Origin of the sequence: Planococcus wigleyi, from assembly GCF_014836985.1 — a bacterium.
Taxonomy (GTDB): domain Bacteria; phylum Bacillota; class Bacilli; order Bacillales_A; family Planococcaceae; genus Planococcus; species Planococcus notacanthi.
In genome coordinates this window covers 801,864-827,726 of the sequence record NZ_JACSPU010000001.1, presented here as the reverse complement: position 1 = coordinate 827,726, position 25,863 = coordinate 801,864, and the positions used below count along the sequence as shown (strand labels likewise).

Below are 25,863 nucleotides of genomic sequence, written 5' to 3'. Positions count from 1 at the left end.
TTACTTCGCCTCCTTCTTCTTAGCTGATGCACGGAGCAGCAGCAAGCGAATGATGTATCCTGAAGCTACAAAGAAGATGATAACCGCAATTACAATCTCTACAATCTCAATTGGAATACCGGCAGCGTTCGGCATATTCAAAGCCCCATATTTCAAGGAACCGAACAAGGTTGCACCGAAGATGACACCCAGCGGCGTATTCATGCCGAGCAAGGCAACAGCGATTCCATCAAAACCGATTCCGGTAAACCCACCCTTGGAAGAAACATACTCAAATGTGCCAAGTGCTTCCATCGCTCCACCCAATCCAGCAAACGCCCCTGAAATGACCATGGCGAGAATGATGTTTTTGTTGACATTCATGCCGGCATATTGAGAAGCATTCTGGTTAAATCCAACAGCTTTCAGCTCAAAGCCGAGCGTTGTTTTCTCCAAAATGAACCACATGACACCGACCATAAGCAAAGCAATGACAATTCCCAGATGCAGACGCGAAAATTCCGTCAGATTCTCTAAAAACTCTGAGCGCAGGGAAGCACTTGCAAAAATACTTTCTGTGCGGTCACCGCCATCAGAAACGGTCCGAATCAATGCATTTGTAACATGCAAAGCGATGTAGTTCATCATGATTGTGACAATTACTTCATGGACATGGAATTTCGCTTTCAAAAGACCTGGTACAAAGCCCCATAAAGCTCCAGCTACTGCTGCTGCGATAATGGCTAATGGCAAGTGGATGATCTTCGGCAATTCGACGGCTACTCCGACATACGCCGCAGCAAACCAGCCAACGATCAGTTGCCCTTCCACACCAATGTTAAAAAGTCCTGAGCGGAACGCAAAAGCAACTGCCAGACCAGCCAGTAAATAAGGAGTGATTTGGCGAATCGTTTCTCCGATCGTATACATGTCTCCAAAAATTCCGTTCCAAAGGGCGGCATAGCCCTCCAATGGATTATAGCCGCTGGCCAGCATGATCACTGCACCGACTAGCAATCCTAAAATAACGGAAACGATGGGGACCAGGAGATTGGTCGCTCTATTCGACATGCTGATCCTCACCTTTCTTCGTCAAATCCTGTGTATCTTTGTGACCGGTGTGTCCTGCCATCAACAAGCCCAATTCCTGCTCAGTGGTGGTTTCAGGCGTGACAATATCCACAATTTCTCCGTCGTGGATAACAGCAATACGGTCTGAAACGTTCATGACTTCGTCGAGTTCAAACGAAATCAATAGAACGGCTTTGCCGTTGTCACGCTGTTCAATCAAGCGGCTATGGATAAACTCGATTGCACCGACATCCAACCCCCGTGTCGGCAGCGCTGCAATCAATAGATCCGGATTGCGGTCTACTTCGCGTCCGATAATGGCTTTTTGCTGATTTCCTCCCGATAGTGAACGGGCTAATTCTGACGGTCCTTGCGTCCGGACATCAAAATCCTTGATAATTTGAAGCGCCTTCTCATTGATTTTATTGTAATCAATAATTCCTGATTTAGAAATGGGTTTTGTATAGTACGTTTGAAGTGAAATGTTATGGCCTACCGGGAAATCCAGTACAAGGCCATGCTTATGGCGATCCTGGGGGATATGGCCGACTCCCGTTTCTGTCACTTTGCGTGGTTTCATATTCGTGACGTCTTTGCCATTGACAAAAATAGTGCCGCTTTTCACTTTTCGAAGGCCAGTTATGGCTTCGATCAATTCGGATTGGCCATTCCCATCAATTCCCGCAATTCCGACAATTTCACCTTTGCGAACGTTCAGATTCAAGCTTTTCACTTTATCGATCCCGCGATAATCCTGGACGACCAAATCTTTAATATCCAAGACTTCTTCGCCGGGGAAAGCTTGCCCTTTAACGGTGGTGAATTCCACTTGCCGACCAACCATCAACGACGCAAGGTCATTTGGATTTGTTTCTGAAGTGATGACTGTGCCAATTCCCTGGCCTTTGCGAATAACCGTAACCCGGTCCGACACATCCATGATTTCTTTTAGTTTATGGGTAATCAAAATAATTGATTTTCCTTCAGCAATCAATCTTTTCATGATTTGAATCAATTCCGTGATTTCCTGAGGTGTCAGGGAAGCAGTCGGTTCATCAAAAATCAAAATTTCGGCTCCGCGGTACAAAGTCTTCAATATTTCGACCCGTTGTTGCATGCCTACAGAAATGTCTTCAATAATCGCATACGGATCTACGTTCAACCCATATTGTTCAGATAACGCTTGAACTTTCTTGGCCGCGTCTTTTTTATTGGTGATGCCGTATTTGGTTGGCTCACTGCCCAAGATGATGTTCTCGGTGACCGAAAAGTTTTCGACCAGCATGAAATGCTGATGGACCATTCCGATTCCCAGATCGTTTGCGACATTCGGATTGGCAATATCCACTTTCTTGCCCCGAACCCGGATTTCTCCGCCTTCCGGCTGGTACAAACCGAACAAGACGTTCATCAACGTCGATTTCCCTGCGCCGTTCTCCCCTAATAATGCGTGAATTTCTCCCTTTTGCAGTTGCAGCGTAATATTGTCATTTGCGACAAACGTACCGAACTCTTTACGGATATTCAGCATTTCAATTACATATTCCACTGTTGTCACTCCCTCGAAACTGCTGACTTCTTTTATTTAATTAATACAGGAAAGGCTTCCGTTGCCAAAAGCCTTTCATCTATTAACTTCCTTCTTTAGACAAAAAAAATCATAAAGACCGGTTGACCCGGTCTTTATGATGACCGTGTTTCTGAGTGACTGTTACTCTACTTTTTCTGGTACTGTGATTTCGCCATCGATAACTTGTTTTTTAAAGTCTTCGATTTTAGTCATCACATCTTCTGGAATTGCTCCACGAGAATCCGCAAGGCCTACACCATCATCAGCAAGGCCGTAAGTGATTGTTTCGCCACCTGGGAAATCTCCAGCCATTGCCTGTTCAGAAATGTTGATTACTGCTTTGTCTACACCTTTCAATACAGATGTCAAAGTTACGTTGGCATCGCCAGTTTGGCCTTCATCGTATTGGTCAGCATCTACGCCGATAACCCAGATGTTTGCATCCGGATCTGCTTCTTTGCGTTCTTTTGCTTCAGTGAATACACCGTTCCCAGTACCGCCAGCTGCGTGGAAAATGATATCAGCTCCAGCTGAGTACATACGGTTTGCAGTTGTTTTACCTAATTCCGCTTTATCAAAAGCCCCTGTATATTGAACATCGACTTCAACTGTTTCGTCTACAGCTGCAACCCCTTCAAGGAATCCTGCTTCAAAACGTTCGATTACTGGAATTTCCATCCCACCGACAAATCCGATTTTTTTCGTTTCTGTCATTAGAGCTGCTGCTACACCCGCAAGGAATGCGCCTTCCTGCTCTTTGAACAGGACACTTGCAACGTTTGGAGCTTCTACTACCGCATCAATGATGGCGATTTGAGCTTCCGGCTGCTGCTCAGCAATTTCTGCTACAGCACCTTCCATAAGGTAGCCGATACCGAATACGACATCAAAATCACGGCGGATCAAGTTGTTCAAGTTGGTGTTGTAATCCGCATCTGATGCAGATTGAAGGTAGTCAAAGCCGCCATCGCCCTTTTCAAGGCCATTTTCTTCACCAAATTGCTGGACCCCTTCCCAAGCAGATTGGTTGAAGGATTTATCATCCACACCGCCAACATCTGTAACCATGGCAACCGAGAAATCAGCAGCTTCTTCCGTGCCTTCTCCTCCGCCAGTTTCACCTGTTGAAGTATCTTCTTCGCTTCCGCAGGCAGCAAGCATCGTACCAGCAGCAAGCATTAATGATAAACCTAGACCAAATTTACGTTTTGTCAATGTAATAACCCCCAAGGTTTTTTTGATATTAGCAGGAATTTGATGTTTTACACGCGTTTGCGAACCACATGAAAGCTAAATTTATCAGCTCTGAAGTAATTCTTTGAATAAAGCACCAATCGATCGTCTTCATCGTAATGGAGCTGTTTTAATACCAGTAAAGCCGTTTCCGGTTCACATTCCAGGATTGGAGAAGCATCTTCATGATACCCAGTCGGATCAATGAACGTCACCGCGTAGGATATATGAATATCGCCGGATTCTTCAATCGCTGTAAAAATGGAACTTTCCTTGCGCCCTAAAAAATCTGCAGGCAAATAGTCCGAAGGCACCTTGTCGATGCAGTAAACGACAGGCTCTCCGTTTGCCGTGCGAACGCGTTCAATTGTAATGACAGTATCATCGGCGGTGCAATGAAAGCGTTTTATATCTTCCTCAGAAGAAAGGGTCTCCGACGTGCTCAAGTAGATAGCGCCGGGTTCCATTCCTGCCTGACGGATCATATCGGACACACTCGTCAATTGTTCAATCCCAGATGTGAAAACAGGCTTTGAATTGACGAATGTGCCGACTCCGTGGCGTCTGACGATGATATTATCTTCTTCCAACAGCCGGAGCGCTTCTCGCAAAGTCGCCCGGCTGACTCCCAGGGTTTTTGACAATTCGAACTCGGACGGCAACTTCTCTTTTTCTTTGTAGACGCCCGCAGCAATATCCTGCTTCATTCGGTCAATAACCTGAAGGTACAAAGCACGATGATCCGATTTAATTGTCATATGATTCACCACCCATGACAGAGATCAGACATCTGATGTAAAACATTCCTACTAATCAAAATTACTATACCACTTATTAGAAATGAAATAAATAGTAATTTGTCGAATTTAGCGAATTTTCATTTCCCTATATTCAAAAATACTAATCATTTTGTCACAAAAAAACCCAAATTACTCAATATTCTTCCTGCTTTGGAACTAACACGGTCCGCGGTTTGCTGCCTTCATAAGGTCCGACGACTCCCCGCTGCTCCATTTGGTCTATGATGCGGGCAGCACGCGAGTAGCCCACACGGAAGCGTCGTTGCAGCATGGAAACCGAAGCTGTCTGCATTTCTGTCACCAACTGGACCGCATCATCATAGATTTCATCTGTTTCTTCATCGATTTTGGTCTCGTCGATTTCACTTGGAATCATGTCTTCCTGGTACTGAGCTTTTTGTTGCTCAATTGCAAAGTCAACAATTTTTTCAACTTCTGAATCCGACAGGAATGCCCCTTGCACACGGACCGGTTTTGATTGGCCTGCTCCAAGGAATAACATATCCCCGCGTCCTAGTAATTTTTCAGCTCCACCCATATCCAGGATTGTCCGTGAATCGATGGAAGATGACACAGCAAAAGCGATGCGCGATGGAATATTCGCCTTGATGACGCCGGTTATGACGTTGACGCTCGGGCGCTGTGTCGCAATGATCAAATGGATCCCTGCTGCACGCGCCATCTGTGCCAGGCGCGTGATGGCATCTTCCACTTCGTTTGAAGCAACCATCATCAAATCAGCCAACTCATCGACAATGACAACGATAAACGGCAGCTTTGGATGCTTGTCTTCATTTTCCTCATTGAAGACCCGTACATATTCGTTGTAGCCTTCGATATTGCGTGTTCCGGTATGAGAAAACAGTTCGTATCTTCTTTCCATTTCCGAAACGATTTTCTTTAATGCTTGTGCTGCTTTCCGCGGATCTGTGACAACCGGTGCCAACAAATGCGGAATGCCATTATAGACATTCAATTCCACCATTTTCGGATCGATCATCATCATTTTCACTTCATGCGGTTTTGCCCGCATGATGATGCTGGTGATGATGCCGTTGATGCACACCGACTTTCCGCTTCCTGTTGACCCTGCAACGAGCAGATGCGGCATTTTATTCAATTCTGTCATCACTGCTTGGCCTGTAACATCTCTGCCTAAGGCAAACAGCAATTTGGCATCAGGCCGGTTGTTTTCTTCCGATTCCAGCACTTCACGAAGACTGACAATCGAGACTTCCGTGTTTGGCACTTCAATGCCGATTGCGGATTTTCCCGGAATCGGCGCTTCAATACGGATATCGCGCGCAGCCAATGCCAATGCCAAATCGTCGTGCAGGCTGACGATTTTGCTGACTTTGACGCCGGTATCCGGCAGCACTTCGTATTTAGTGACAGCTGGCCCTAAATGGACCTGCGTCACTTTCGCACGGACGCCGAAGCTCTGGAACGTTTTCTCAAGTTTCTTAGCGTTTTTCTGGATGCCCGAATACTCGCCGCTTTGGTCGTGGTGCGGCGGCAGTGTCAGCAAGCTCAGAGGCGGCAGCTGGTATTCTTCGTTTTCCAGTTCTTCTGCAGTCGACATCAACTGGATATCACCGGTGTCCGGTTCTGCAGCAGTTTCCGCAGCAGGCACGTTCCGCACTTCCGGCTGTTTCGGTTTCACGTTTTCAGTAAATGCCGATATGATCGGTTCTTCAGGCTGTGGGCGGTACAGAAGGTCTTCTTCTTCCTCTTCTTCATAAGCCAGGGATTCATTGATTTCCAGCACTTGTTCAGGTGCTGATTTCTTGCGCGGAGCGCGCAGTTTTTTCGGCTCATTCCGCTGGAAACGATTCATCAGCGAATCGATTGCCGGACGTGCACTTGGAATTTTTTCGGCAATAAACGGTGCGGCCGCTTTTCCTGTCAAGATGATGGCGCCAATCGACATCAGGATAATCGCGACGATCCAAGTTCCCGCTGTATCAAACAATACATGCAATAGCGCATATAAAAAGGCACCGACGATTCCGCCGCCCGTCGCCAAATACGTAGTCCAGATTGTGCCGGTCATTTGCGTATGGCGAATGGTTTCAGAAATGACATTGGCTGATGTAATCGGCAGGATGGACCCGGCCGCCCAGATTAAATGGCAAATCAACAAAATGCCGATCAGGATAAAGCCGGCTCCTGTTGCCACTTTCAATCTTGGCTTTGGCCATTTCCGCTTAACCATTACATAGATCGCGACATAGACAAGTGCCAGTGGAATCAGGAAGGCCATATAGCCACCGATAAACTCGGCTAAATTGTAGAACATCTTGCCGATGACGCCCAACTGGAACACCATCAACACGGCGATTCCCAGCAGTACCAAACCGATCACTTCATAAGCGATCATCGGCATCGGCTGCTTTTTTTTATTTTTCGGCTTTTGCCGCGGTTTTGCTTTTGCTCTCGCTTTTGGTTTTGCTTTCGTAGTTGTACGAGCCCTGGTCATAGCGATCCCTCTTTTCTTCCATAATCGAAAAAGGATTCCCTCCGATTAGATCGGTATGGAAATCCTTTTGCTTTTTTCTTAGTATTCCATAATTATCGGGATGATCATCGGACGGCGCTTCGTTTGCTGGAATAGGTAGGAATTCAATGTATCGCGAATTTCCTGCTTGATGTTATTCCATTCGAATGCGTCTCTGGTGACATATTTTTCAACGACCTTGCGTACAAGTCTTGTAGATTCATCCATCAGCTCTTCTGATTCACGGACATAGACAAAACCGCGTGAAATCATTTCAGGGCCGGAAGCGATTTTCTTCTCTTTGCGGTTCAGCGTAACCACAACGATGAAAATCCCATCCTGGGACAATAGCTTACGGTCACGCAGAACGATATTGCCTACGTCGCCGATGCCGATTCCATCAATAAGTACATTGCCGGCAGTAACGCGCCCGCTCATCCGGACTTTGCCTTCTTTGTATTCCACGATATCGCCTTTATCGGCGATAAAGATTTCAGACTTATGCAAGCCGACCTGCTGTGCCAATTTAGAATGCGCAATCAGCATTTTGTATTCGCCCTGGATCGGAATGAAATATTTCGGCTTCATCATGTTCAGCATCATTTTAAGATCTTCTTGGCTGCCGTGTCCTGATACGTGGACTTTTTTGCTGGCGGTCAAAACATTTGCGCCGGCTTTCGCCAACTTATTCATTGTTTGGAACATTGGAACTTCCATACCGGGTGATGGTGTGAATGTAATTAATACTGTATCTGTTTCTTTGATTTTTACGTCTTTGTGCTGCTTGCGGACCATTTTGTCCAAAGCTTCAAGCGGCTCCCCTTGGTTACCGGTAACAATGATGACCACTTCGTCATCACGGTAGTTTTCCAGGTCTTTCAGGGAAATGACTGTATCTTCGTCGACTGTCAAGTAGCCTAGGCGCAGGCCGACTTCATAGCTGCTCTCCAGACTTCTTCCGGCTACAGCGACTTTTTTGCCTGTCGCTGCCGCGATATCGAATACCTGTTGGATACGAATAAAGTTTGATGAATAAAGGGATACCAGTACACGGCCTTCAGCAGCAAGGAATGCCGACAGGATATGGTCTGCAACCACAATTTCCGAAGTTGTATATCCTGGGCGTTCAGCTTCAGTAGAGTCGGACAGCAGCATCAATACGCCGTCTTCCCCTAATTTCGCCATTTTTGCGATATCGGGCTTGTAACTGCCTTTAGCTGACTGATCAAATTTAAATTCGCCTGTATGCACGATTGCGCCTTCAGATGTGTGGAAGACGATCCCAAATGCGTCAGGAATACTATGTGTCGTATGGAAGAACGTCACATGTGTTTTGTCGAAGTTCATGCGGCTCTTATTGGTTACTTCAAAGAACTTGACATGTTTTAAAGAACCTTGTTCTTTAATATGTTCTTTGGCTAACGCAATTGTCAATTTCGATCCGTAGACCGGCGCTTGGATCTTCTTCAGTAAATAAGCGATTGAACCAATCGCATCTTCGTGGCCGTGAGTCAAAAAGATTCCTTTGACACGGTCTTTGTTTTCTTCCAGGAAAGTCATATCCGGAATGACGATGTCGACACCCAGCATTTCATCTTCCGGGAACATCAAACCGCTGTCCACAACGAAAAGATCTTCATCAATTTCTATTACGTACATTGCTTTGCCGATTTCGCCGACTCCGCCTAAAGGGATAACTCTTATTACTTCATTTTTAATTTTACTCAATTTATTTCCTCCTAAAATTCACCCGTACACATCCATAGAATTCATTATACGGGAATCACCGGAAACAGTCCAAAGAAAAAAATAAACCGGCTCATAGGCCGGTTCATTTTTTCGATTGCCGTTCGGGATTAAATGATATTTTCTTCAATCAGGGCTTCTGCAATCTGAACCGAGTTCAGTGCTGCGCCTTTTACCAGGTTATCTGAAACGACCCACAGGTGGAAGCCATTCGGGTTGTCCAAGTCCTGGCGGATACGGCCGACAAACACTTCATCAAGTCCTGCAGTCATCAAAGGCATCGGGTACAGTTGGTTTGATGGGTCGTCCATCAGCTCCACGCCTGGTGCCTGTGCAATTGCCTGCTTGACCTGCCCAACAGTTGCCGCTTCTTTGAGTTCCACGTAAACCGATTCAGAATGCCCTGTGACCACCGGCAAGCGTACGCATGTCGCTGCGACTGCCAGGGAATCATCGTGCATGATTTTTTTCGTTTCGTTGATCATTTTCATTTCTTCGAATGTATAACCGTTGTCGGTGAATTGATCAATTTGCGGAATTACATTGAAAGCGATCGGGTAATGGCGTTCAGCCGATTTGACCGGCAGCATTTTTGCATCAGCTGTTTTTGCGTTGTCAAAGTCGCCAGCTTGTTCTTTCAATTCATTGATGGCATCAATTCCCGCTCCCGATACTGCCTGATAAGTGGAAACCACCACTTTCGTCATGCCAAACAGTTCTTTTAATGGCTGCAATGCACAGACCATCTGGATTGTAGAACAGTTTGGATTGGCAATTATTCCTTTATGGAGAGAAAGATCGCTTTTATTCACTTCAGGAACAACTAAAGGCACTTCCTTGTCCATACGGAACGCGCTGGTATTGTCTATAACAACGGCACCACGTTTAACCGCTTCAGGGGCGAATTTTTCTGAAACACTTCCTCCTGCGCTGAATAAGGCAATATCAATGCCTTCAAATGATTCAGGTTTGGCTTCCTGAACGGTGAAAGTCTGGCCATTGAATGTAATCTCTTTTCCGGCAGATCGGCTTGAAGACAAAAAGACAATGTCTTTTATAGGAAAATTCCGTTTCTCCAATTGCTCTGTCATTTGCTGGCCGACTGCACCTGTTGCTCCCATTATCGCTACGTTGAATGTTTTCACAATATTCGCTCCTTCAATGTTGATTTGAATTATTGTAACATAATTTACCCTGCTAAAGGAGCAAAACAGCAAAAAAGCTCCCTTTATACTAAGGAAGCTTCTTTCGGACGTATGATGGAAACCGCTGGCGATTCCACCAGGATCTCCAATAAGGAATAAACTTTTTCTAATGTTACCTGGTCGATTTGAGAAAGCACTTCATCGTAAGTCTGGTGTTTGCCCAGCAATAGTTCGTGACGGCCGTTACGGCTCATACGCGCACTTGTGCTTTCAAGACCCAGCATCAAACTGCCTTTCAGCTGTTCTTTGGAGTCGGTCACTTCCTCTTCCGTAATGCCGCCATTTTTCAATTCCTTTAACAAGGTCATAATGACTTGCTGCATTTCAGCCATTTGTTCATCTGATGTTCCACCGTAGATCGCCAATGTTCCATGATCGGAATAAGCAGAATGATAGGAGAAAATCGAGTAGGCCAATCCACGTTGCTCACGAATTTCCTGGAACAGCCTTGAAGACATGGAGCCGCCGATGATGTTGTTCAGAACCGTGAAGCTGTAGATATCCGGATCATTTAAAGACAGGCCGGGAAAGCCAAGGCATAGATGCCCTTGTTCCGTTTCTTTATTTTTCAGTGAATAGCCGGATGTGAAAACAGGAAGTTCGTACTTTTTCGGACTTTCTTTTTTCTCGAATGAGCCGAATAACGCTTCAATCTTTTCCAGTAAAGCTGGAGTGATGTTGCCTGCCACCGAAACGACCGTATTTGCAGGTGTATAATGGCGATCCATATAGTCGCGGATTTTCTCAGGCGTAAAGCTTGCCAAGGTTTCAGCGGTCCCAAGAATCGGTGCGCCGATCGAGTTCTGCGGATACATGACGCGCCATAATTGCTCATGCACATCGTCGTCCGGCATGTCTTCAGTCATGCTGATTTCTTCAAGGATGACTTGGCGTTCCTTGTCGAATTCCACCGGATCCATCTGCGAATTGAACAGCATATCCGCGAGTACCGTTACAGCATGTTCCGCATGATGGTCCAAAACCTTTGCGTAGTAACAGGTATATTCTTTTGATGTATAGGCATTGATATCGCCGCCGATGCGGTCGAATTCCCGGGCGATTTCTTTCGCAGTGCGCGAATCCGTTCCTTTGAACAGCATGTGTTCAATAAAATGCGTAATGCCGTTTTCTTCCGGCAACTCATCCCGTGAACCGTTATTGACAAAAACCCCAACTGCTACGGAATGAAAATGGGGAATGTGTTCGGAAACAATGCGCAATCCATTTTTGCAAGTCTGTGTAGTCACCATGTGCATGTTCCTCCTCATAGTAAAAAATTGCCGACAAAGTCGGCAATTTGAATAGATGATTATTCTTGGTTTTGTTTTTCAGCTGCTTCTTTTTGTTCTTTCAAAACAACCTTACGTGATAAGTTTACACGTCCTTGGCGGTCAATTTCAATTACTTTGACTTGGACGATCTGGTCCATCTTCAGAACATCTTCCACTTCTTTCGTCCGTTCTTCCTGGATTTCCGAAATGTGAAGGAGTCCGTCTTTGCCCGGGAACAATTCAACGAATGCGCCGAACTTTTCAATGCGTTTGACTTTGCCTTCGTAATATTCGCCGACTTTCGCTTCACGCACGATATTTTCGATCATCGCTTTCGCTTTCGCATTCATTTCTTCGTCTACTGAAGAAATGAAGATCGTACCGTCTTGCTCCGTATCGATCTTAACGCCTGTTTCATCGATGATTTTGTTGATCACTTTTCCGCCAGGTCCGATAACATCACGGATCTTGTCAGGATTGATCTTCACCATGATGATTTTCGGTGCATACTTGGAAAGTGTCGTTCTTGGTTCAGCAATCGTCGCCAGCATCGATTCAAGGATGTGGATACGTCCGATTTGAGCTTGCGTCAACGCTTCTTCCAAGATTTCACGTGACAGGCCATCTATCTTGATGTCCATTTGAAGAGCGGTAATGCCTTTTGCAGTACCGGCTACTTTAAAGTCCATATCGCCAAGGTGATCTTCCATGCCTTGGATATCAGAAAGTACTGTGTAGTTTTCGCCTTTTTTGACAAGGCCCATCGCAATGCCTGCAACTGGAGCTGTCAACGGAACACCGGCATCCATCATCGCAAGTGTGGAAGCACAGATACTCGCCTGTGAAGTCGAACCGTTAGATTCCAATACTTCTGCAACAAGGCGGATCGTGTAAGGGAAATCTTTCTCATTTGGAATGACTGCTTCAAGAGCGCGCTCACCAAGTGCTCCGTGTCCGATTTCGCGGCGTCCAGGCCCACGAAGGAATCCGGTTTCACCTACTGAGAACAACGGGAAGTTGTAATGGTGCATAAAACGTTTTGTGTCTTCGATGCCAAGGCCGTCGATGATTTGAACATCACCTAAAGCGCCTAGCGTACAGATGCTCATCGCCTGCGTTTGACCGCGAGTGAACAAGCCTGAACCGTGTGTGCGGTTAAGAATGCCGACTTCTGATGACAATGGACGGATTTCAGAAGGTCCACGGCCGTCCGGACGGATTTTTTCATCTGTGATCAAGCGGCGTACTTCGTCTTTGACCATTTTATCAAGGATCTGGCCAGCCTGTTTTTTCACAGCGTCATCCGATTCTTCGTATGCCGCCATTGCACGGGCTTTGACTTCGTCAATCGCTTCATTGCGTGCTTGTTTTTCATTGATTTGGACAGCTGCATTCAATTCAGCTTCTACTGCTTCTTTAAGTGTCGCCGTCAATTCTGCATCCAATTCGTAAAGCTGGATTGCCGTTTTTTCTTTGCCGACTTCTGCAGCAATCTGTTCTTGGAAGGCAATCAATTTCTTGATTTCTTCGTGTCCGAACATGATGGCTTCCAAAATCACTTCTTCAGAAACTTCTTTCGCTCCGGCTTCCACCATGTTGATGGCTTCTTTAGTACCGGCAACCGTCAAGTTGATCGAGCTTTGCTCAAGCTGATCGTTTGTCGGATTGATGATAAATTGTCCGTCGATCAAACCGACGATTACTCCAGCGATCGGACCGCCGAAAGGAATATCCGATATCATCAAGGCTAGAGAAGAACCGAACATTGCAGCCATTTCTGATGGACAATCCTGATCTACAGACATAACCATGGAGATGACTTGAACTTCGTTGCGGAAACCATCCGGGAATAACGGGCGGATTGGGCGATCGATCAAACGGCTTGTCAAAGTCGCTTTTTCAGAAGGGCGTCCTTCACGTTTGATGAATCCGCCTGGGATTTTACCGACAGCGTAAAGACGCTCTTCGTAGTTGACCGTCAATGGGAAGAAATCCAAAGGTTTCGGAGTTTTTGAAGCGGTTGCAGTTGAAAGAACTGCTGTATCACCATAACGGATCAATGCTGCTCCGTTTGCTTGTTTTGCCAATTGGCCGACCTCAACCTGTAATTCGCGGCCAGCCCAATCAAGTGTGTAGACTTTTTTTGTTTGCCCCATAATATCGAGCTCCTCTCTCTTACCTTGTTTCTCTATACTATATGTATCCAATAGTAGTGTATCAAAAAAGCATCCGGTATGCGATGCGATAATTTAAAGTTTTATCCATAAAGAAAAAGCGGGACGAATCCCGCTTTTACTTTTTGCTATTAACGGCGTAGGCCAAGTCTTGCGATTAACTCGCGGTAGCGAGCAACTTCGTTTTCACGTAAGTATTTTAGCAAGTTACGACGGCGTCCAACCATTTTGAATAGACCACGACGTGAGTGATGATCTTTTTTGTGAGTACGTAAGTGCTCATTCAAGTTGTTGATGTCTTCTGTAAGAATGGCGATTTGAATTTCTGCAGACCCAGTATCAGTGTCATGCACTTTGTATTCATTGATCAATTCATTTTTACGTTCTTGTGTGATTGCCATACTGTTTCCACCTCCTAATTTCTGATATCCCCAATTACCGAGCAAACGTTGGTGATTCGATTTGCCAAGCAACGGTTTGTACATTCAGTACTCATAAATAATAGCATAAGCCATTTCCGAAATCAACCACACTGATTAATTAATGCCAGCGAAAAACTGCTCAGCCGTCATCTTGTCACGCTGAATTTGCGCTTTCAACTCATCAATGCCGGAGAACTTCTGCTCATCCCGGATCCGTTCATGCCATTCGACTTCCACCATTTCCCCGTAGATCGACTTGTCAAAATCAAGAATATGCACTTCGATGACTTGCTTTTTTACATCGGGATTATTAAACGTCGGCTTGAAGCCAATATTGCAGACACCATTGTAAGTCTGCCCCTGCACTTGAATTTTCACCGCGTAAACGCCGCGGCTTGGCACGACAGCACCCAGTTCCGGCTCTATATTGGCCGTCGGAAATCCGATGGTGCGTCCCCGTTTATCACCATTGACCACGGTTCCTAAAACACGGAATGGCCGGCCCAACAAATGGCAAACCTGCTCGACTGCACCGTTTTTCAATAGCTCACGGATGCGTGTCGAACTGATTTTTTCATTGCCATCTTCCTGTTTTTCTATGACAGTGACGCCATACTGCCCGTCACCCAGCTCTTTCATCAAGGTCATATCGCCTTTCCCTTTGCTGCCGAACGAAAAATCGAACCCGGCTGTGACATGGCTGACATTCAGTTCCTTAATGAATATCTCGATAAACTGTTGCGGCGTCAATTTGGCAAACTCTGAAGTAAAGCGCACGATAAAGCAATAATCGACGCCCATTCCTTCAAGGATTTCCATCTTCTGCTGCATAGGCGTAATATAAAAGACTTCTTCTTTTCTGCCGCCTAAAACCAATGAAGGATGTGGATCGAACGTCATAACCGCTGATTTAATGCCTTTGCTTTCAGCTTGTTTGATGGCGTCGCCTATCACGCGCTGATGTCCTTTATGTACACCGTCGAAAAAGCCGAGGGCCAAGGACAATGGTCCCGTCTCACTATCGGGTTTAACGTGAATCGGATAACTTAAATGAATAATTTCCATACTACACCTCGTCCGCTGTCGGAAAACCGAACATTTTTTCAGGCTTCATCTTATCCGCTTTTTCAGGATGGTTTTTATAGAGTGCCACGGGTTGTCCCTGATAGGTCAAAACTACAAATCCCATTTGATCAAGTATGGCATGACGCGCCAGTACTTGCCCGTTTTTTACAGCAAATATCTGTTTCGGTTCGATTTCCATGAATGGAAACGCCTCTAGACCATAGCTGAGCGGTTTCAAAATGTCGCCGATAACTCCATTTTGAGCAAGTTCAGCCACTTCGGCAAGTGTTACGCAATCTTTTTTGGCGAATTTACCGGATTCTGTCCGAGTCAGCCGGGACATATGCGCAGGAAAGCCTAATGCTTCTCCGATTTGCACAGCCAATGTCCGGATATAAGTTCCTTTGCCGCAGCGGATACGGATATTGAATTTGATTTGCTGGCCAGTCCATTGAAGATCATCATTCAATAACTCAATCGATTCGATGCGGACTGTCCGCTCAGGCCGTTCAACGGCGATTCCTTGGCGTGCATATTCATATAGCTTTTTGCCGTTCACTTTGACGGCTGAATACATTGGGGGAATCTGTTTAATATTTCCGGTAAGCTGCAAAAAGACTTCAGCTACTTGCTGTCGGGTAATGAGCTTTTCTGAGAGGTCCGTATCCACCGTTTCGCCTGTTGCATCTTCTGTTTCAGTTGAATAGCCGATGGTCACTTCCGCTTCATAAGTCTTACCTTGGTCAGTGATATATTCTGCCACTTTGGTCGTATTGCCGATGCAGATTGGCAGGACACCGTCCACTTCAGGATCCAGCGTCCCCGTATGCCCAACTTTTTTTGTTTGCAGGATCTTTCTTAACTTGAAGACACAATCATGGGAGGTCATCCCTTTTTCTTTCCACAATGGTAGAATTCCGTTCAGCGCCATATGCCTTAACTCCTTTGCTTGATGCAAAAAAAGCCTGCTATCTGAAATAGACAGCAGGCTTTTTTTAATCTTCTTTTGGTTCTTGAATATCACGCAGTAATGTATCGATTCGATTGCCGTAAGCAACCGATGAATCGATTTCAAAAGACAATTCAGGAGTTTTGCGAAGACGGATCCGCTGTCCGATTTCGGTGCGGATAAATCCTTTCGACTTCGTTAACCCAAGCAATGTCTGTTCTTTTGCATGGTCTTCACCTAACACGCTGATATATACAGTTGCCTGCTGGAGATCTCCTGTAACTTCAACATCTGTTACAGTGACAAATCCGATACGTGGATCTTTCAGTTTTCGGCTGATGATATCGCTGAGCTCTTTTTTCATCTGCTCGGCTACACGATTCGCGCGCATTGTCATTGCTAATCCACCTCGTTCTTACAAATATTCTTTCTCAATCTCCAAACATTCCCAAGCGGGGTTGCTTTCCAAGTAGTAGAGAACCTGCGCCATTTCCTTATCAGCCATTTCTTTTGAGGAAGAGACGATAACAAAAGCGATGCGGGTCCGCTGCCAAACATTTTGGTGGTCAATTTCCGCTGCGGAAACATTGAATTTTTGTCTGCTGCGGGTCAGCATGCTTTTCACGACTGCCCGCTTATCTTTTAACGAATGTGCCGTTGGAATGAAAAATTCGCATTCCATGTACAGGATCATTTGCGTACGATTTCTTCCATAATATACGCTTCAATGATATCCATTTCCTTCACATCGTTGAAGTTTTTGATTGTAATACCGCATTCATAACCTTTAGCCACTTCTTTTGCATCGTCTTTGAAACGTTTCAATGTGTCAATTTCACCTTCGAATACTACGATGCCTTCACGGATGACGCGAACGCCGCTGTCACGTGTAATTTTGCCTTCGGTTACATAGCTTCCGGCAATCGTTCCGACTTTAGATACTTTGAATGTGCTGCGGATTTCAGCTTGGCCGATGATTTTTTCTTCGAATTCCGGGTCAAGCAACCCTTTCATTGCGAATTCAATTTCTTCGATTACTTTATAGATGATGCGGTGCAAACGGATATCTACGCCTTCTGCTTCAGCAGCGCGTTTCGCGTTTGCATCCGGACGAACGTTAAAGCCGATAACGATGGCATTTGATGCAGCTGCCAATGAAATATCAGATTCTGTAATCGCACCAGCGCCTGTGTGGATGATTTTCACGTTGACGCCTTCTACATCGATTTTAAGAAGTGATGCTGCCATAGCTTCAACTGCTCCTTGAACGTCTGCTTTGACGATCAGGTTCAATTCTTTCATTTCGCCTTGTTTCAACTGATCAAACAAGTTATCAAGTGTTACGCGTGTTTTTTCTGAACGCTGAACTTGAAGCGCAGATGTTGCACGTGTTTCGCCCACTTGACGAGCTGTTTTTTCATCTTCAAAGACAACAAAACGATCTCCTGCTTGTGGTACATCATTCAACCCAGTGATTTCAACTGGAGTTGATGGGCCCGCTTCTTTTACGCGACGGCCTACATCCGAAACCATTGCACGGACGCGTCCAAATGTGTTGCCGACAACGATCGGATCTCCAACATTTAACGTACCGTCCTGTACTAGAAGTGTAGCTACTGAACCACGGCCTTTATCAAGCTCTGCTTCAATAACCGTTCCAATTGCACGGCGTGCCGGGTTAGCTTTCAATTCCCCTACTTCAGAAACAAGCAAGATCATTTCAAGCAACGAATCAATGCCGTCTCCAGTCAATGCGGAAATCGGTACGAAAATCGTGTCTCCGCCCCATGCTTCAGGAACTAAGCCATGCTCAGTCAGTTCTTGCATAACACGGTCTGGATTTGCGCTTGGCTTATCCATTTTGTTGACTGCGATGATGATCGGAACTTCTGCAGCTTTAGCATGATTGATGGCTTCAACTGTTTGTGGCATAACGCCGTCGTCTGCAGCAACAACAATAATGGCAAGGTCTGTCACTTTCGCTCCGCGTGCCCGCATGGTTGTAAATGCTGCGTGTCCAGGAGTATCAAGGAATGTGATTTTTTTGCCGTTGTCTACAACTTGGTAAGCACCGATATGCTGCGTAATTCCGCCGGCTTCTCCTGCCGTCACTTTCGTGTGGCGAATTGAATCAAGCAATGTTGTTTTACCATGGTCAACGTGCCCCATGATTGTCACAACCGGTGGACGTTCTTCGTTCAGGCTTTCGTCTTCAGGTTCAAAGTAAACTTCAAGATCTGTTTTATCAACAAGAATCTCTTCTTCCACTTCAACCTCATATTCAGCACAGATCAATTCAATTGCATCTTTATCCAACTCTTGGTTAATGGTAGCCATTACACCAAGCATGAATAATTTTTTGATGATTTCAGAAGGCTCGCGCCCTAATTTTTTCGCCAGCTCAGCTACAGTCAATGACTCGCTGAATGTAATTTTAGCCGGCAATTCTTTCTCTTTTTTAGGCATTGGCGGCAACGGATTTACCGGTTGCTGCTGCTTCCCTTTACGGTTGCGGTTTTGGAAGCCATTGCGGTTTCCGCCTCCTGGACGTCCTGAAGAACGTTGGCCTGGGCCTGCCGTCGGTTTAGCTGCTTTTGGTGTGAAGTTCGAACCAGTTTTTGCTGGTGTAGTCGGACGCTGGCCGTTTCCTTGCGAACGGGATTGCCCTTGGCTTGGAGCTGCTGCCGGACGTGATTGGCTTTGCCCTGATGGACGGGACTGGCCGCCTTGTGATGGACGCGATTGCCCTTGTCCTGATGGACGGGACTGGCCGCCTTGTGATGGACGTGATTGCCCTTGTCCTGATGGACGGGACTGGCCGCCTTGTGACGGACGGGATTGGCTTTGTCCTGATGGACGCGATTGTGCTGCTGGACGCTGTCCTGCAGACGCATTTTTGTAGATGCTGTCTAATTTCGAAACAGCATTGTCCTCTAATGTAGCCATATGGTTTTGCACGTTAATATTGTGTTTAGACAATTCATTGATGATTTCTTTGCTTGGCTTGTCTACCTTCTTAGCGTATTCATGTACTCGAATTTTGGTCATCTGCTCGCCCCCGATTAATTTCTTCGAATAAGCTGGTTATTTTTTTTGCAAAACCTTTATCGGTGATTGCAATCACTACCCGCTCTTCTTTGCCTATCGCATGTCCCAAATCGAACCGCGATCCTAAAACATGCAGATCCACTCCAAATGATTTGCATTTGTCCTGCAATTTCTTTTTGGTATTGTCCGAAGCGTCTTCTGAAATTATTACTAATTTCGCTTTTCCTTTTCGAACTTCGTTCACGGTCATTTCTTCACCGGAAATGGTCATTCTTGCACGTGTCGCCAATCCAAGTAATTGAAGAATTTTTTGTTTCGTCATTATTTCAACTGCTCTCTGAGAACGACGCGAATTAACTCATCATAGATTTCGTCTGGAATCTTGACTTCCAATTGCTTGTCCAGCACTTTCTTTTTGCGGGCAGTCGCGATGGCATCTTCCGATTTCGAAAGGTATGCGCCGCGTCCTGATTTTTTGCCAGTCAAATCGACGGCTACTTCGCCTTCTTTTGAACGGACAACGCGGATCATTTCCTTTTTAGGATGCATCTCGCCTGTAGCTACACACTTCCGTAATGGAATTTTCTTTTGCAGAGCCAACGGACATCACCTTTTCTACATTATTCTTTTTCTTCGTAAAAATCAAAATCGTCCAGTTCTTCACCGGATTCCACTAATTCGATATCAGCATTCGGGTTCGGGTAGATGCCCATTTCCCGAGCGTCAGTCTCGCTTTTAATGTCAATTTTCCATCCAGTCAATTTTGCTGCCAAACGGGCATTTTGCCCACGTTTGCCGATCGCAAGAGATAATTGATAGTCAGGAACAACAACCGTCGTTGATTTTGCTTCTTCATTGACTTGCACATCCAATACTTTGGATGGGCTAAGTGCATTGGCTACAAAGACTACCGGCTCTTCAGACCATTCAACAATATCGATTTTTTCTCCACTCAACTCATTGACGATCGTTTGGACACGTCCGCCTTTAGATCCGACGCATGACCCTACTGGATCAATGTCATCGCGGTGTGCGAATACGGAAATTTTAGAACGGTCTCCTGCTTCGCGTGCAATCGACTTGATTTCAACGATGCCGTCATAAATTTCAGGCACTTCGTTTTCAAACAGACGGCGAAGCAATCCCGGATGGGTGCGCGACACAAATACCTGTGGCCCGCGAGTTGTGCGCTCCACTTTTGTGATATACACTTTGATGCGGTCATGAGGCTTGTAATGCTCATTCGGCATTTGCTCAGTCTGTGGAAGCACTGCTTCAACTTTGCCAAGTCCTACGTACAAGTTGCGTGCGTCCATGCGTTCAACGATGCCGTTGACGATATCGTCAGCACGATCAACAAACTCTTCGAAGATTAGGCCGCGCTCAGCTTCACGAACACGTTGAGTTACAACTTGTTTCGCTGTCTGTGCAGCAATACGTCCGAAATTACGCGGCGTCACTTCTTCTTCCACCACATCTCCAAGCTCGTAAGCAGGGTTGATGACTTTAGCATCTTCCAATGAAATGTGAAGACGTTCGTCTTCCACTTCTTCTACAACATCCTTGCGGGAATAGACCAGCATCGTGCCGGTGTCCAAGTTCAAATCCACACGGACATTTTGTGCCTGGTTGAAATTCCGTTTGTATGCCGTTACCAATGCAGCTTCAATTGCCTCGATCAGGACTTCACGGGAAATCCCTTTTTGTTTCTCTAGTACTTCAAAAGCATCCAATAACTCACTGCTCATTTTATTCACTCCCAGGTTCTTCAATCAGGTTTAACAGAAAAATCAATGGCCAAACGGATTATCGCAATCTTATCTTTCGGAATGTTGATTATTTTTCTGCGTGTTTTGATTTTAATTTCAATTTCCACTTGTTCATCGTCATAGGACTTTAAATAGCCTTCAAACTCTTTTGCATCTTCAACCGGCTCATAAGTTTTGATGTAAATAAATTTACCGATAGCTTTCTCGAAATCTTTTTCCTTCTTCAACGGACGTTCTGCACCCGGAGATGAAACTTCCAGGAAATAATTTTGTTCAATCGGATCGAGTTGATCCAAAATCTCACTGAGCTTTTCACTTACTAAAGCACATTGATCAATATCAATCGGTGCTTCCGGATTGTCCACATACACTCGTAAAAACCAGTTGCGGCCTTCCTTAAGGAATTCCACATCTACAAGTTCCAGGGCTAGTTCACTGGTGATGGGTTGTGCTATCTTCTCGATTTGTTCTGTAATTTTGCTCATACATGCCTCCCGCCAATTTTATGCCATAACAAACAGAAAAGAGCGGGAGAACCCACTCTTCTGCGACAGAGCTATCAGTAAATGTTACTACAATAATACCACAAATCGCGCTGTGGTGCAACTGGCTAGAAGAGAGACAGCTGGTTGGCTTCAGGCATCCCTTCTAAACAGCCATGATCATCCATGTATTCGATGATCGTTTTTGAAACGCGGCCACGTTGCTGAAGGTCTTCCTTGGATAGGAATTCCCCATGTTCGCGTGCAGCCACGATGGATTTTGCGGCGTTGGTCCCTAATCCAGGAATGGCATTGAATGGCGGAATCAGGCTGTTGCCATCTATGATGAACTGATCAGCAGATGATTTGTATAAATCAACCTTTTGGAAGCTGTAGCCCCGCTCCACCATTTCCAGCGTCAATTCCATAACCGTCAGCAAGTTCTTCTCTTTTGTCGATGCTTCCAGGCCTTTGCTGTTGATTTCATCAATCACAGCACGAATCGAATGTGATCCTTTGGCCATAGCGTTGACATCAAAATCTTCTGCGCGCACTGTAAAATAAGCCGCATAGTAAAGAACAGGGAAATGCACTTTAAAGTAGGCGATGCGGACAGCCATCAAAACATAGGCAGCGGCGTGCGCTTTCGGGAACATGTACTTGATTTTTTTGCAGGACTCGATGTACCAGTTCGGCACGCCTTCTTTTTTCATGGCTTCTTCAAATTCTGGCGTCAATCCTTTACCTTTACGGACAGACTCCATGATTTTAAATGCCAAGGAAGATTCAAGTCCCTGGTAAATCAAATAGACCATGATGTCATCACGGCAGCCGATTACGTCGGACAGCTGGCAGGTTCCATTTTGGATCAATTCCTGCGCATTGCTCAACCATACATCCGTCCCGTGGGACAATCCGGAAATCTGGACAAGTTCCGAGAACGTGTTCGGTTTTGTTTCTTCCAACATCTGGCGCACAAAACGCGTACCGAATTCAGGAATGCCGAGCGTTCCTGTTTTACAGCCAATCTGCTCCTTCGTCACACCGAGTGATTCAGGTCCGGCGAAGATTTTCATGACTTCCGGATCGTCAGTTGGGATGGTCTTCGGATCGATGCCGGACAAATCCTGGAGCATGCGGATCACTGTCGGATCATCGTGACCAAGTATATCGAGCTTCAATAGATTATCGTGGATAGAGTGGAAGTCAAAATGTGTAGTCTTCCATTCTGAATCCTGCGCATCTGCCGGGAATTGGATTGGCGAGAAATCATAGATGTCCATATAGTCCGGAACAACGATGATCCCCCCCGGATGCTGTCCGGTACTGCGCTTAACGCCCGAACATCCTTGTACAAGCCGGTCGATTTCCGCCCCGCGCAATGTCATGTCTCGATCATTGGCATAGCCGCGGACATAGCCATAAGCCGTCTTTTCCGCTACTGTGCCGATGGTGCCTGCACGGAAAACATTGTCTTCTCCAAACAGTTCCTTCGTATAGTTATGGGCAACTGCCTGGTATTCTCCACTGAAGTTCAAATCGATATCCGGAACTTTATCCCCTTTAAATCCTAAGAACGTTTCGAACGGAATATCCTGGCCTTCTTTTTGATAAGGAACATCACAATCCGGGCAATTCTTGTCTTTTAAATCGAATCCTGAACTGACAGAACCGTCATCAAAAAACTCCGATTTCTTGCATTTCCGGCAAATATAATGCGGCGGCAACGGATTGACTTCCGTTATTTCAGTCAGCGTCGCTACAAGCGAAGAACCGACCGATCCACGGGAACCAACCAAATAACCGTCATCCAATGATTTTTTAACCAGCTTATGGGAGATCAGATAGATGACCGCAAAACCATGTCCAATGATGGATTTCAATTCTTTCTCAATCCGCGCTTCCACGATTTCAGGCAAAGTATCTCCGTAAATTTGTCGGGCCATGTTGTAACTCAATTCCCGAACCTCTTCATCAGCGCCTTCAATTTTCGGTGTATACAATTCATCTTTAATTGGTTTGACAACATCGATCATCTCGGAGATTTTAACCGAGTTTTCCACAACCAGTTCATGGGCTGTTTCAGCACCGAGGAAATCAAATGCATCGAGCATTTCGTTGGTTGTTCTAAAATGCACTTTCGGCAGCTTGTGGCGATTCAACGGATTCGCCCCGCCTTGGGATCCGATAAGTACCTGTCTGAAAATGGCATCTGTCTCATCCAAGTAATGGACATTGCCCGTCGCAACCAAAGGTATTTCCAACTTACGGCTGATTTTCACCAATTTCCGGATAATGTCTTCCAAGTTCCATTCATCGCGGATCATTTCCCGCTCAATCAAATGGGAATAAACCTCTTTTGGATGAACTTCCAGATAATCGTAGAATTGCGCAGTCTGTTCAACTTCTTCCATTGATTTTTGCATGACCGCTTCGAAAACTTCGCCTTTGTCACAACCGGAACCGACCAGCAGGCCTTTCCGATGTCGTTGGAGCAATGAACGCGGAATGCGAGGCACCCGGTAGAAATAATCGATGTGAGATGCAGACACCAGTTTGAAGAGATTTTTCAGCCCCTCATCGTTCTGCGCCAACAGTGTGCAATGGGTCGGCCGTGAACGTTTATAAGCGTCTCCGCTGCCCACATAATCGTTTAATTGGTCATGATAAAGAATGCCTTTTTGATCTGCTTCTTTTAAGAGATGCGTCAATAAATAAGATGTCGCTTCCGTATCGTAAATGGCCCGGTGATGCTGTGTCAGCTCGATTCCGAACTTTTTGGCCAACGTGTTCAATCGGTGGTTTTTCAGTTCAGGATGAAGCATACGCGCCAATTCCAGTGTATCGATCGTGGCATGCTTTGTTTCAATACCGTATTTCTTATAGCAGACATACAGGAAGCCCATGTCGAATGAAGCGTTATGGGCAACCATGATGTGGTCGCCTGCCCATTCGTGGTATTTGCGGATCACTTCTTCCACTTCCGGTGCGTTTTTGACCATATCATCGGTGATGCCAGTCAAATCAATCGTTGTCGATGAAAGCTCATGATGAGGATTCGCAAAGCTCTCGAATTTATCGATGATCTGGCCGCCTTTGATTTTAACAGCAGCTAATTCAATGATGGTATCGTAAACAGCGGACAAGCCCGTGGTCTCTAAGTCAAACACAACGAACGTTTCATCTTCCAATAAAGCATGGCGCTCTTCATAAGCGATCGGTACACCGTCATCCACTAAATTCGCTTCCAGGCCAAAAATCGCTTTAATACCATGTTTTTTGCTGGCTGCATATGCATCCGGGAATGACTGTACGCCGGCATGATCCGTAATGGCAATCGCCGGATGGCCCCATCTGGCAGCTTGGCTGACCAATGATTCAACAGACGAAACGGCGTCCATTTGGCTCATCGGTGTGTGCAGATGCAACTCGACGCGTTTTTCTTCAGCTGTATCTTGGCGAAGAACCGGTTTGATCTCAACCATATCCTGTGCCATCATCACCAGATCCCGCACAAAGGTATCCGTCTGAATCGAACCGCGAGCTCTTAACCACATGCCTTTTTTAGCATTGGCCATCAATTCAGCATCTTCTTTGTCACGTGAGAACATCTTCACAAGAATCGAATCGGTATAGTCTGTAATCTTGACGGTCAATAATGAACGGCCGCTCCGAAGTTCTCTGACTTCTGCATCAAAGACGTAGCCTTCAATGGTCACTCGACGTTCCTCATCAACAATCGATTGGATTTCCACAATATTTTCATCCGGTTTGATAGCCGTACCCATCTGGAAAGGCCCAGAAGGCGTACCGTTCTCTTTTCGGTTCGTCTCCCGCTTTTTCATATCGGACAAGGCTTTATTCGCCATCTCCTCTTCTTCACGCAGACGTTCTGCCATGAAAGCCGCATGCGCCGCTTCCTGGTCTTCGTTCGACAGCTGAAAATCGATGGAGACATGCGGGAATCCAAACTGGCGGTATACCCCAGCCAGTTTATCGCTGTATTTTGACTTTAATGCCATCATTTCGTGTTCATGATTGCATTGCAGCAGAAGCTTGTTGCCGTTCCAAACCGGCGCCTGTGACAGCAATCGTTCACGCAGCGGCGGCGCCATGTCAGCCAATTCTTCAACCGCGTATCTCCAGTAGGATAAGACGAGGTTTTCCTGTGCTGTCTCCTGTGCAGATTCGATGTTCAATTGAACCGAAGCAATTGGAGAAAATGTGCTATATAGTCGTTCTTTAAGTAATAGGTACAAATCGATCGGCAGGATATTCTTTACTTTTACAAGGAATTTCCACGATCGTTCTTTTTTATGGACAGTCATCCGTGTCAGTTCAGCCTCTTCGAAAAAGGGCATATGTACATCGTCCGTTAAGTCGAGATGCTGAAGCAGCATTTTAAACCGCATCTTAGGATCTTGCTGGTTTGTCATAATTATCCCCTTCGTAGTAGTGATTTAAGAAAGCGTACGTGCATTTTGTCTGGCGGCGTTGGATTAGGGCAATTTAACATTTGAACATACTAAACATTTGCTGGTATGGATTTTTCGCCATCCAGTTCCACTAAACCCCAAGCTTT

At 45.7% G+C, this 25,863-nt stretch carries 20 protein-coding genes; all 20 read right to left on the bottom strand.

Annotated elements, in window-relative coordinates:
* The gene (locus H9630_RS03850; RefSeq protein ID WP_191714146.1) at positions 1–1,050 is read right to left on the bottom strand and encodes an ABC transporter permease; all 1,050 of its coding nucleotides are present in this window, start codon (positions 1,048–1,050) and stop codon (positions 1–3) included.
* The gene (locus H9630_RS03845; protein ID WP_191714145.1) at positions 1,040–2,599 is read right to left on the bottom strand and encodes an ABC transporter ATP-binding protein; all 1,560 of its coding nucleotides are present in this window, start codon (positions 2,597–2,599) and stop codon (positions 1,040–1,042) included. The genes H9630_RS03850 and H9630_RS03845 overlap by 11 nt, the downstream gene beginning before the upstream one ends.
* A gap of 162 nt (positions 2,600–2,761) precedes the next feature.
* Entirely contained in the window at positions 2,762–3,835 is a 1,074-nt protein-coding gene (locus H9630_RS03840; protein WP_191714144.1) for a BMP family lipoprotein, read from the bottom strand.
* Between the two features lie 47 nt (positions 3,836–3,882).
* A complete protein-coding gene (locus tag H9630_RS03835; protein ID WP_191714143.1) occupies positions 3,883–4,611 on the bottom strand; it encodes a GntR family transcriptional regulator in 729 nt (242 codons plus the stop codon).
* A 175-nt stretch (positions 4,612–4,786) separates the two neighbouring features.
* Positions 4,787–7,132 (bottom strand): FtsK/SpoIIIE family DNA translocase, encoded by a 2,346-nt coding sequence (locus H9630_RS03830; RefSeq protein ID WP_191714142.1) that lies wholly within the window; start codon positions 7,130–7,132, stop codon positions 4,787–4,789.
* Between the two features lie 78 nt (positions 7,133–7,210).
* Positions 7,211–8,878: a ribonuclease J gene (locus tag H9630_RS03825; protein WP_191714141.1), complete on the bottom strand. Its 1,668-nt coding sequence runs from the start codon at positions 8,876–8,878 to the stop codon at positions 7,211–7,213.
* A 128-nt stretch (positions 8,879–9,006) separates the two neighbouring features.
* Positions 9,007–10,044 carry an aspartate-semialdehyde dehydrogenase gene (locus H9630_RS03820; RefSeq protein WP_191714504.1) on the bottom strand — a complete coding sequence of 346 codons (1,038 nt, stop codon included), beginning with the start codon at positions 10,042–10,044 and terminating at the stop codon, positions 9,007–9,009.
* Between the two features lie 80 nt (positions 10,045–10,124).
* Entirely contained in the window at positions 10,125–11,351 is a 1,227-nt protein-coding gene (locus H9630_RS03815) for a M16 family metallopeptidase (RefSeq protein ID WP_191714140.1), read from the bottom strand.
* Between the two features lie 59 nt (positions 11,352–11,410).
* Positions 11,411–13,528 (bottom strand): polyribonucleotide nucleotidyltransferase, encoded by a 2,118-nt coding sequence (gene pnp / locus H9630_RS03810; protein WP_191714139.1) that lies wholly within the window; start codon positions 13,526–13,528, stop codon positions 11,411–11,413.
* Between the two features lie 149 nt (positions 13,529–13,677).
* Complete coding sequence (rpsO, locus tag H9630_RS03805; protein WP_142826542.1) at positions 13,678–13,947, bottom strand: 30S ribosomal protein S15; 270 nt, start codon at positions 13,945–13,947, stop codon at positions 13,678–13,680.
* Between the two features lie 135 nt (positions 13,948–14,082).
* Positions 14,083–15,033, bottom strand: coding sequence for a riboflavin biosynthesis protein RibF (gene ribF, locus H9630_RS03800; RefSeq protein ID WP_191714138.1), 951 nt, complete (start codon positions 15,031–15,033; stop codon positions 14,083–14,085).
* 1 nt (position 15,034) lies between these two features.
* A complete protein-coding gene (gene truB, locus H9630_RS03795) occupies positions 15,035–15,964 on the bottom strand; it encodes a tRNA pseudouridine(55) synthase TruB (RefSeq protein WP_318247974.1) in 930 nt (309 codons plus the stop codon).
* Positions 15,965–16,028: 64 nt separating this feature from the next.
* Entirely contained in the window at positions 16,029–16,379 is a 351-nt protein-coding gene (rbfA, locus tag H9630_RS03790; protein WP_191714137.1) for a 30S ribosome-binding factor RbfA, read from the bottom strand.
* Positions 16,380–16,397: 18 nt separating this feature from the next.
* Positions 16,398–16,676 (bottom strand): DUF503 domain-containing protein, encoded by a 279-nt coding sequence (locus tag H9630_RS03785; protein WP_191714136.1) that lies wholly within the window; start codon positions 16,674–16,676, stop codon positions 16,398–16,400.
* The gene (gene infB / locus H9630_RS03780) at positions 16,673–19,030 is read right to left on the bottom strand and encodes a translation initiation factor IF-2 (RefSeq protein ID WP_191714135.1); all 2,358 of its coding nucleotides are present in this window, start codon (positions 19,028–19,030) and stop codon (positions 16,673–16,675) included. Before infB ends, H9630_RS03785 begins: the two co-directional genes overlap by 4 nt.
* On the bottom strand, positions 19,008–19,352 hold the full coding sequence (locus H9630_RS03775; RefSeq protein ID WP_191714134.1) for a YlxQ family RNA-binding protein: 345 nt from the start codon (positions 19,350–19,352) through the stop codon (positions 19,008–19,010). Before H9630_RS03775 ends, infB begins: the two co-directional genes overlap by 23 nt.
* Entirely contained in the window at positions 19,352–19,630 is a 279-nt protein-coding gene (gene rnpM, locus H9630_RS03770; protein ID WP_191714133.1) for an RNase P modulator RnpM, read from the bottom strand. The genes H9630_RS03775 and rnpM overlap by 1 nt, the downstream gene beginning before the upstream one ends.
* A gap of 20 nt (positions 19,631–19,650) precedes the next feature.
* Entirely contained in the window at positions 19,651–20,778 is a 1,128-nt protein-coding gene (nusA, locus tag H9630_RS03765; protein ID WP_191714132.1) for a transcription termination factor NusA, read from the bottom strand.
* Between the two features lie 20 nt (positions 20,779–20,798).
* Positions 20,799–21,284, bottom strand: a complete 486-nt coding sequence (rimP, locus tag H9630_RS03760) for a ribosome maturation factor RimP (RefSeq protein WP_191714131.1) — start codon at positions 21,282–21,284, stop codon at positions 20,799–20,801.
* Positions 21,285–21,409: 125 nt separating this feature from the next.
* A complete protein-coding gene (locus H9630_RS03755; protein ID WP_191714130.1) occupies positions 21,410–25,717 on the bottom strand; it encodes a PolC-type DNA polymerase III in 4,308 nt (1,435 codons plus the stop codon).
* Between the last annotated feature and the right edge of the window lie 146 nt (positions 25,718–25,863).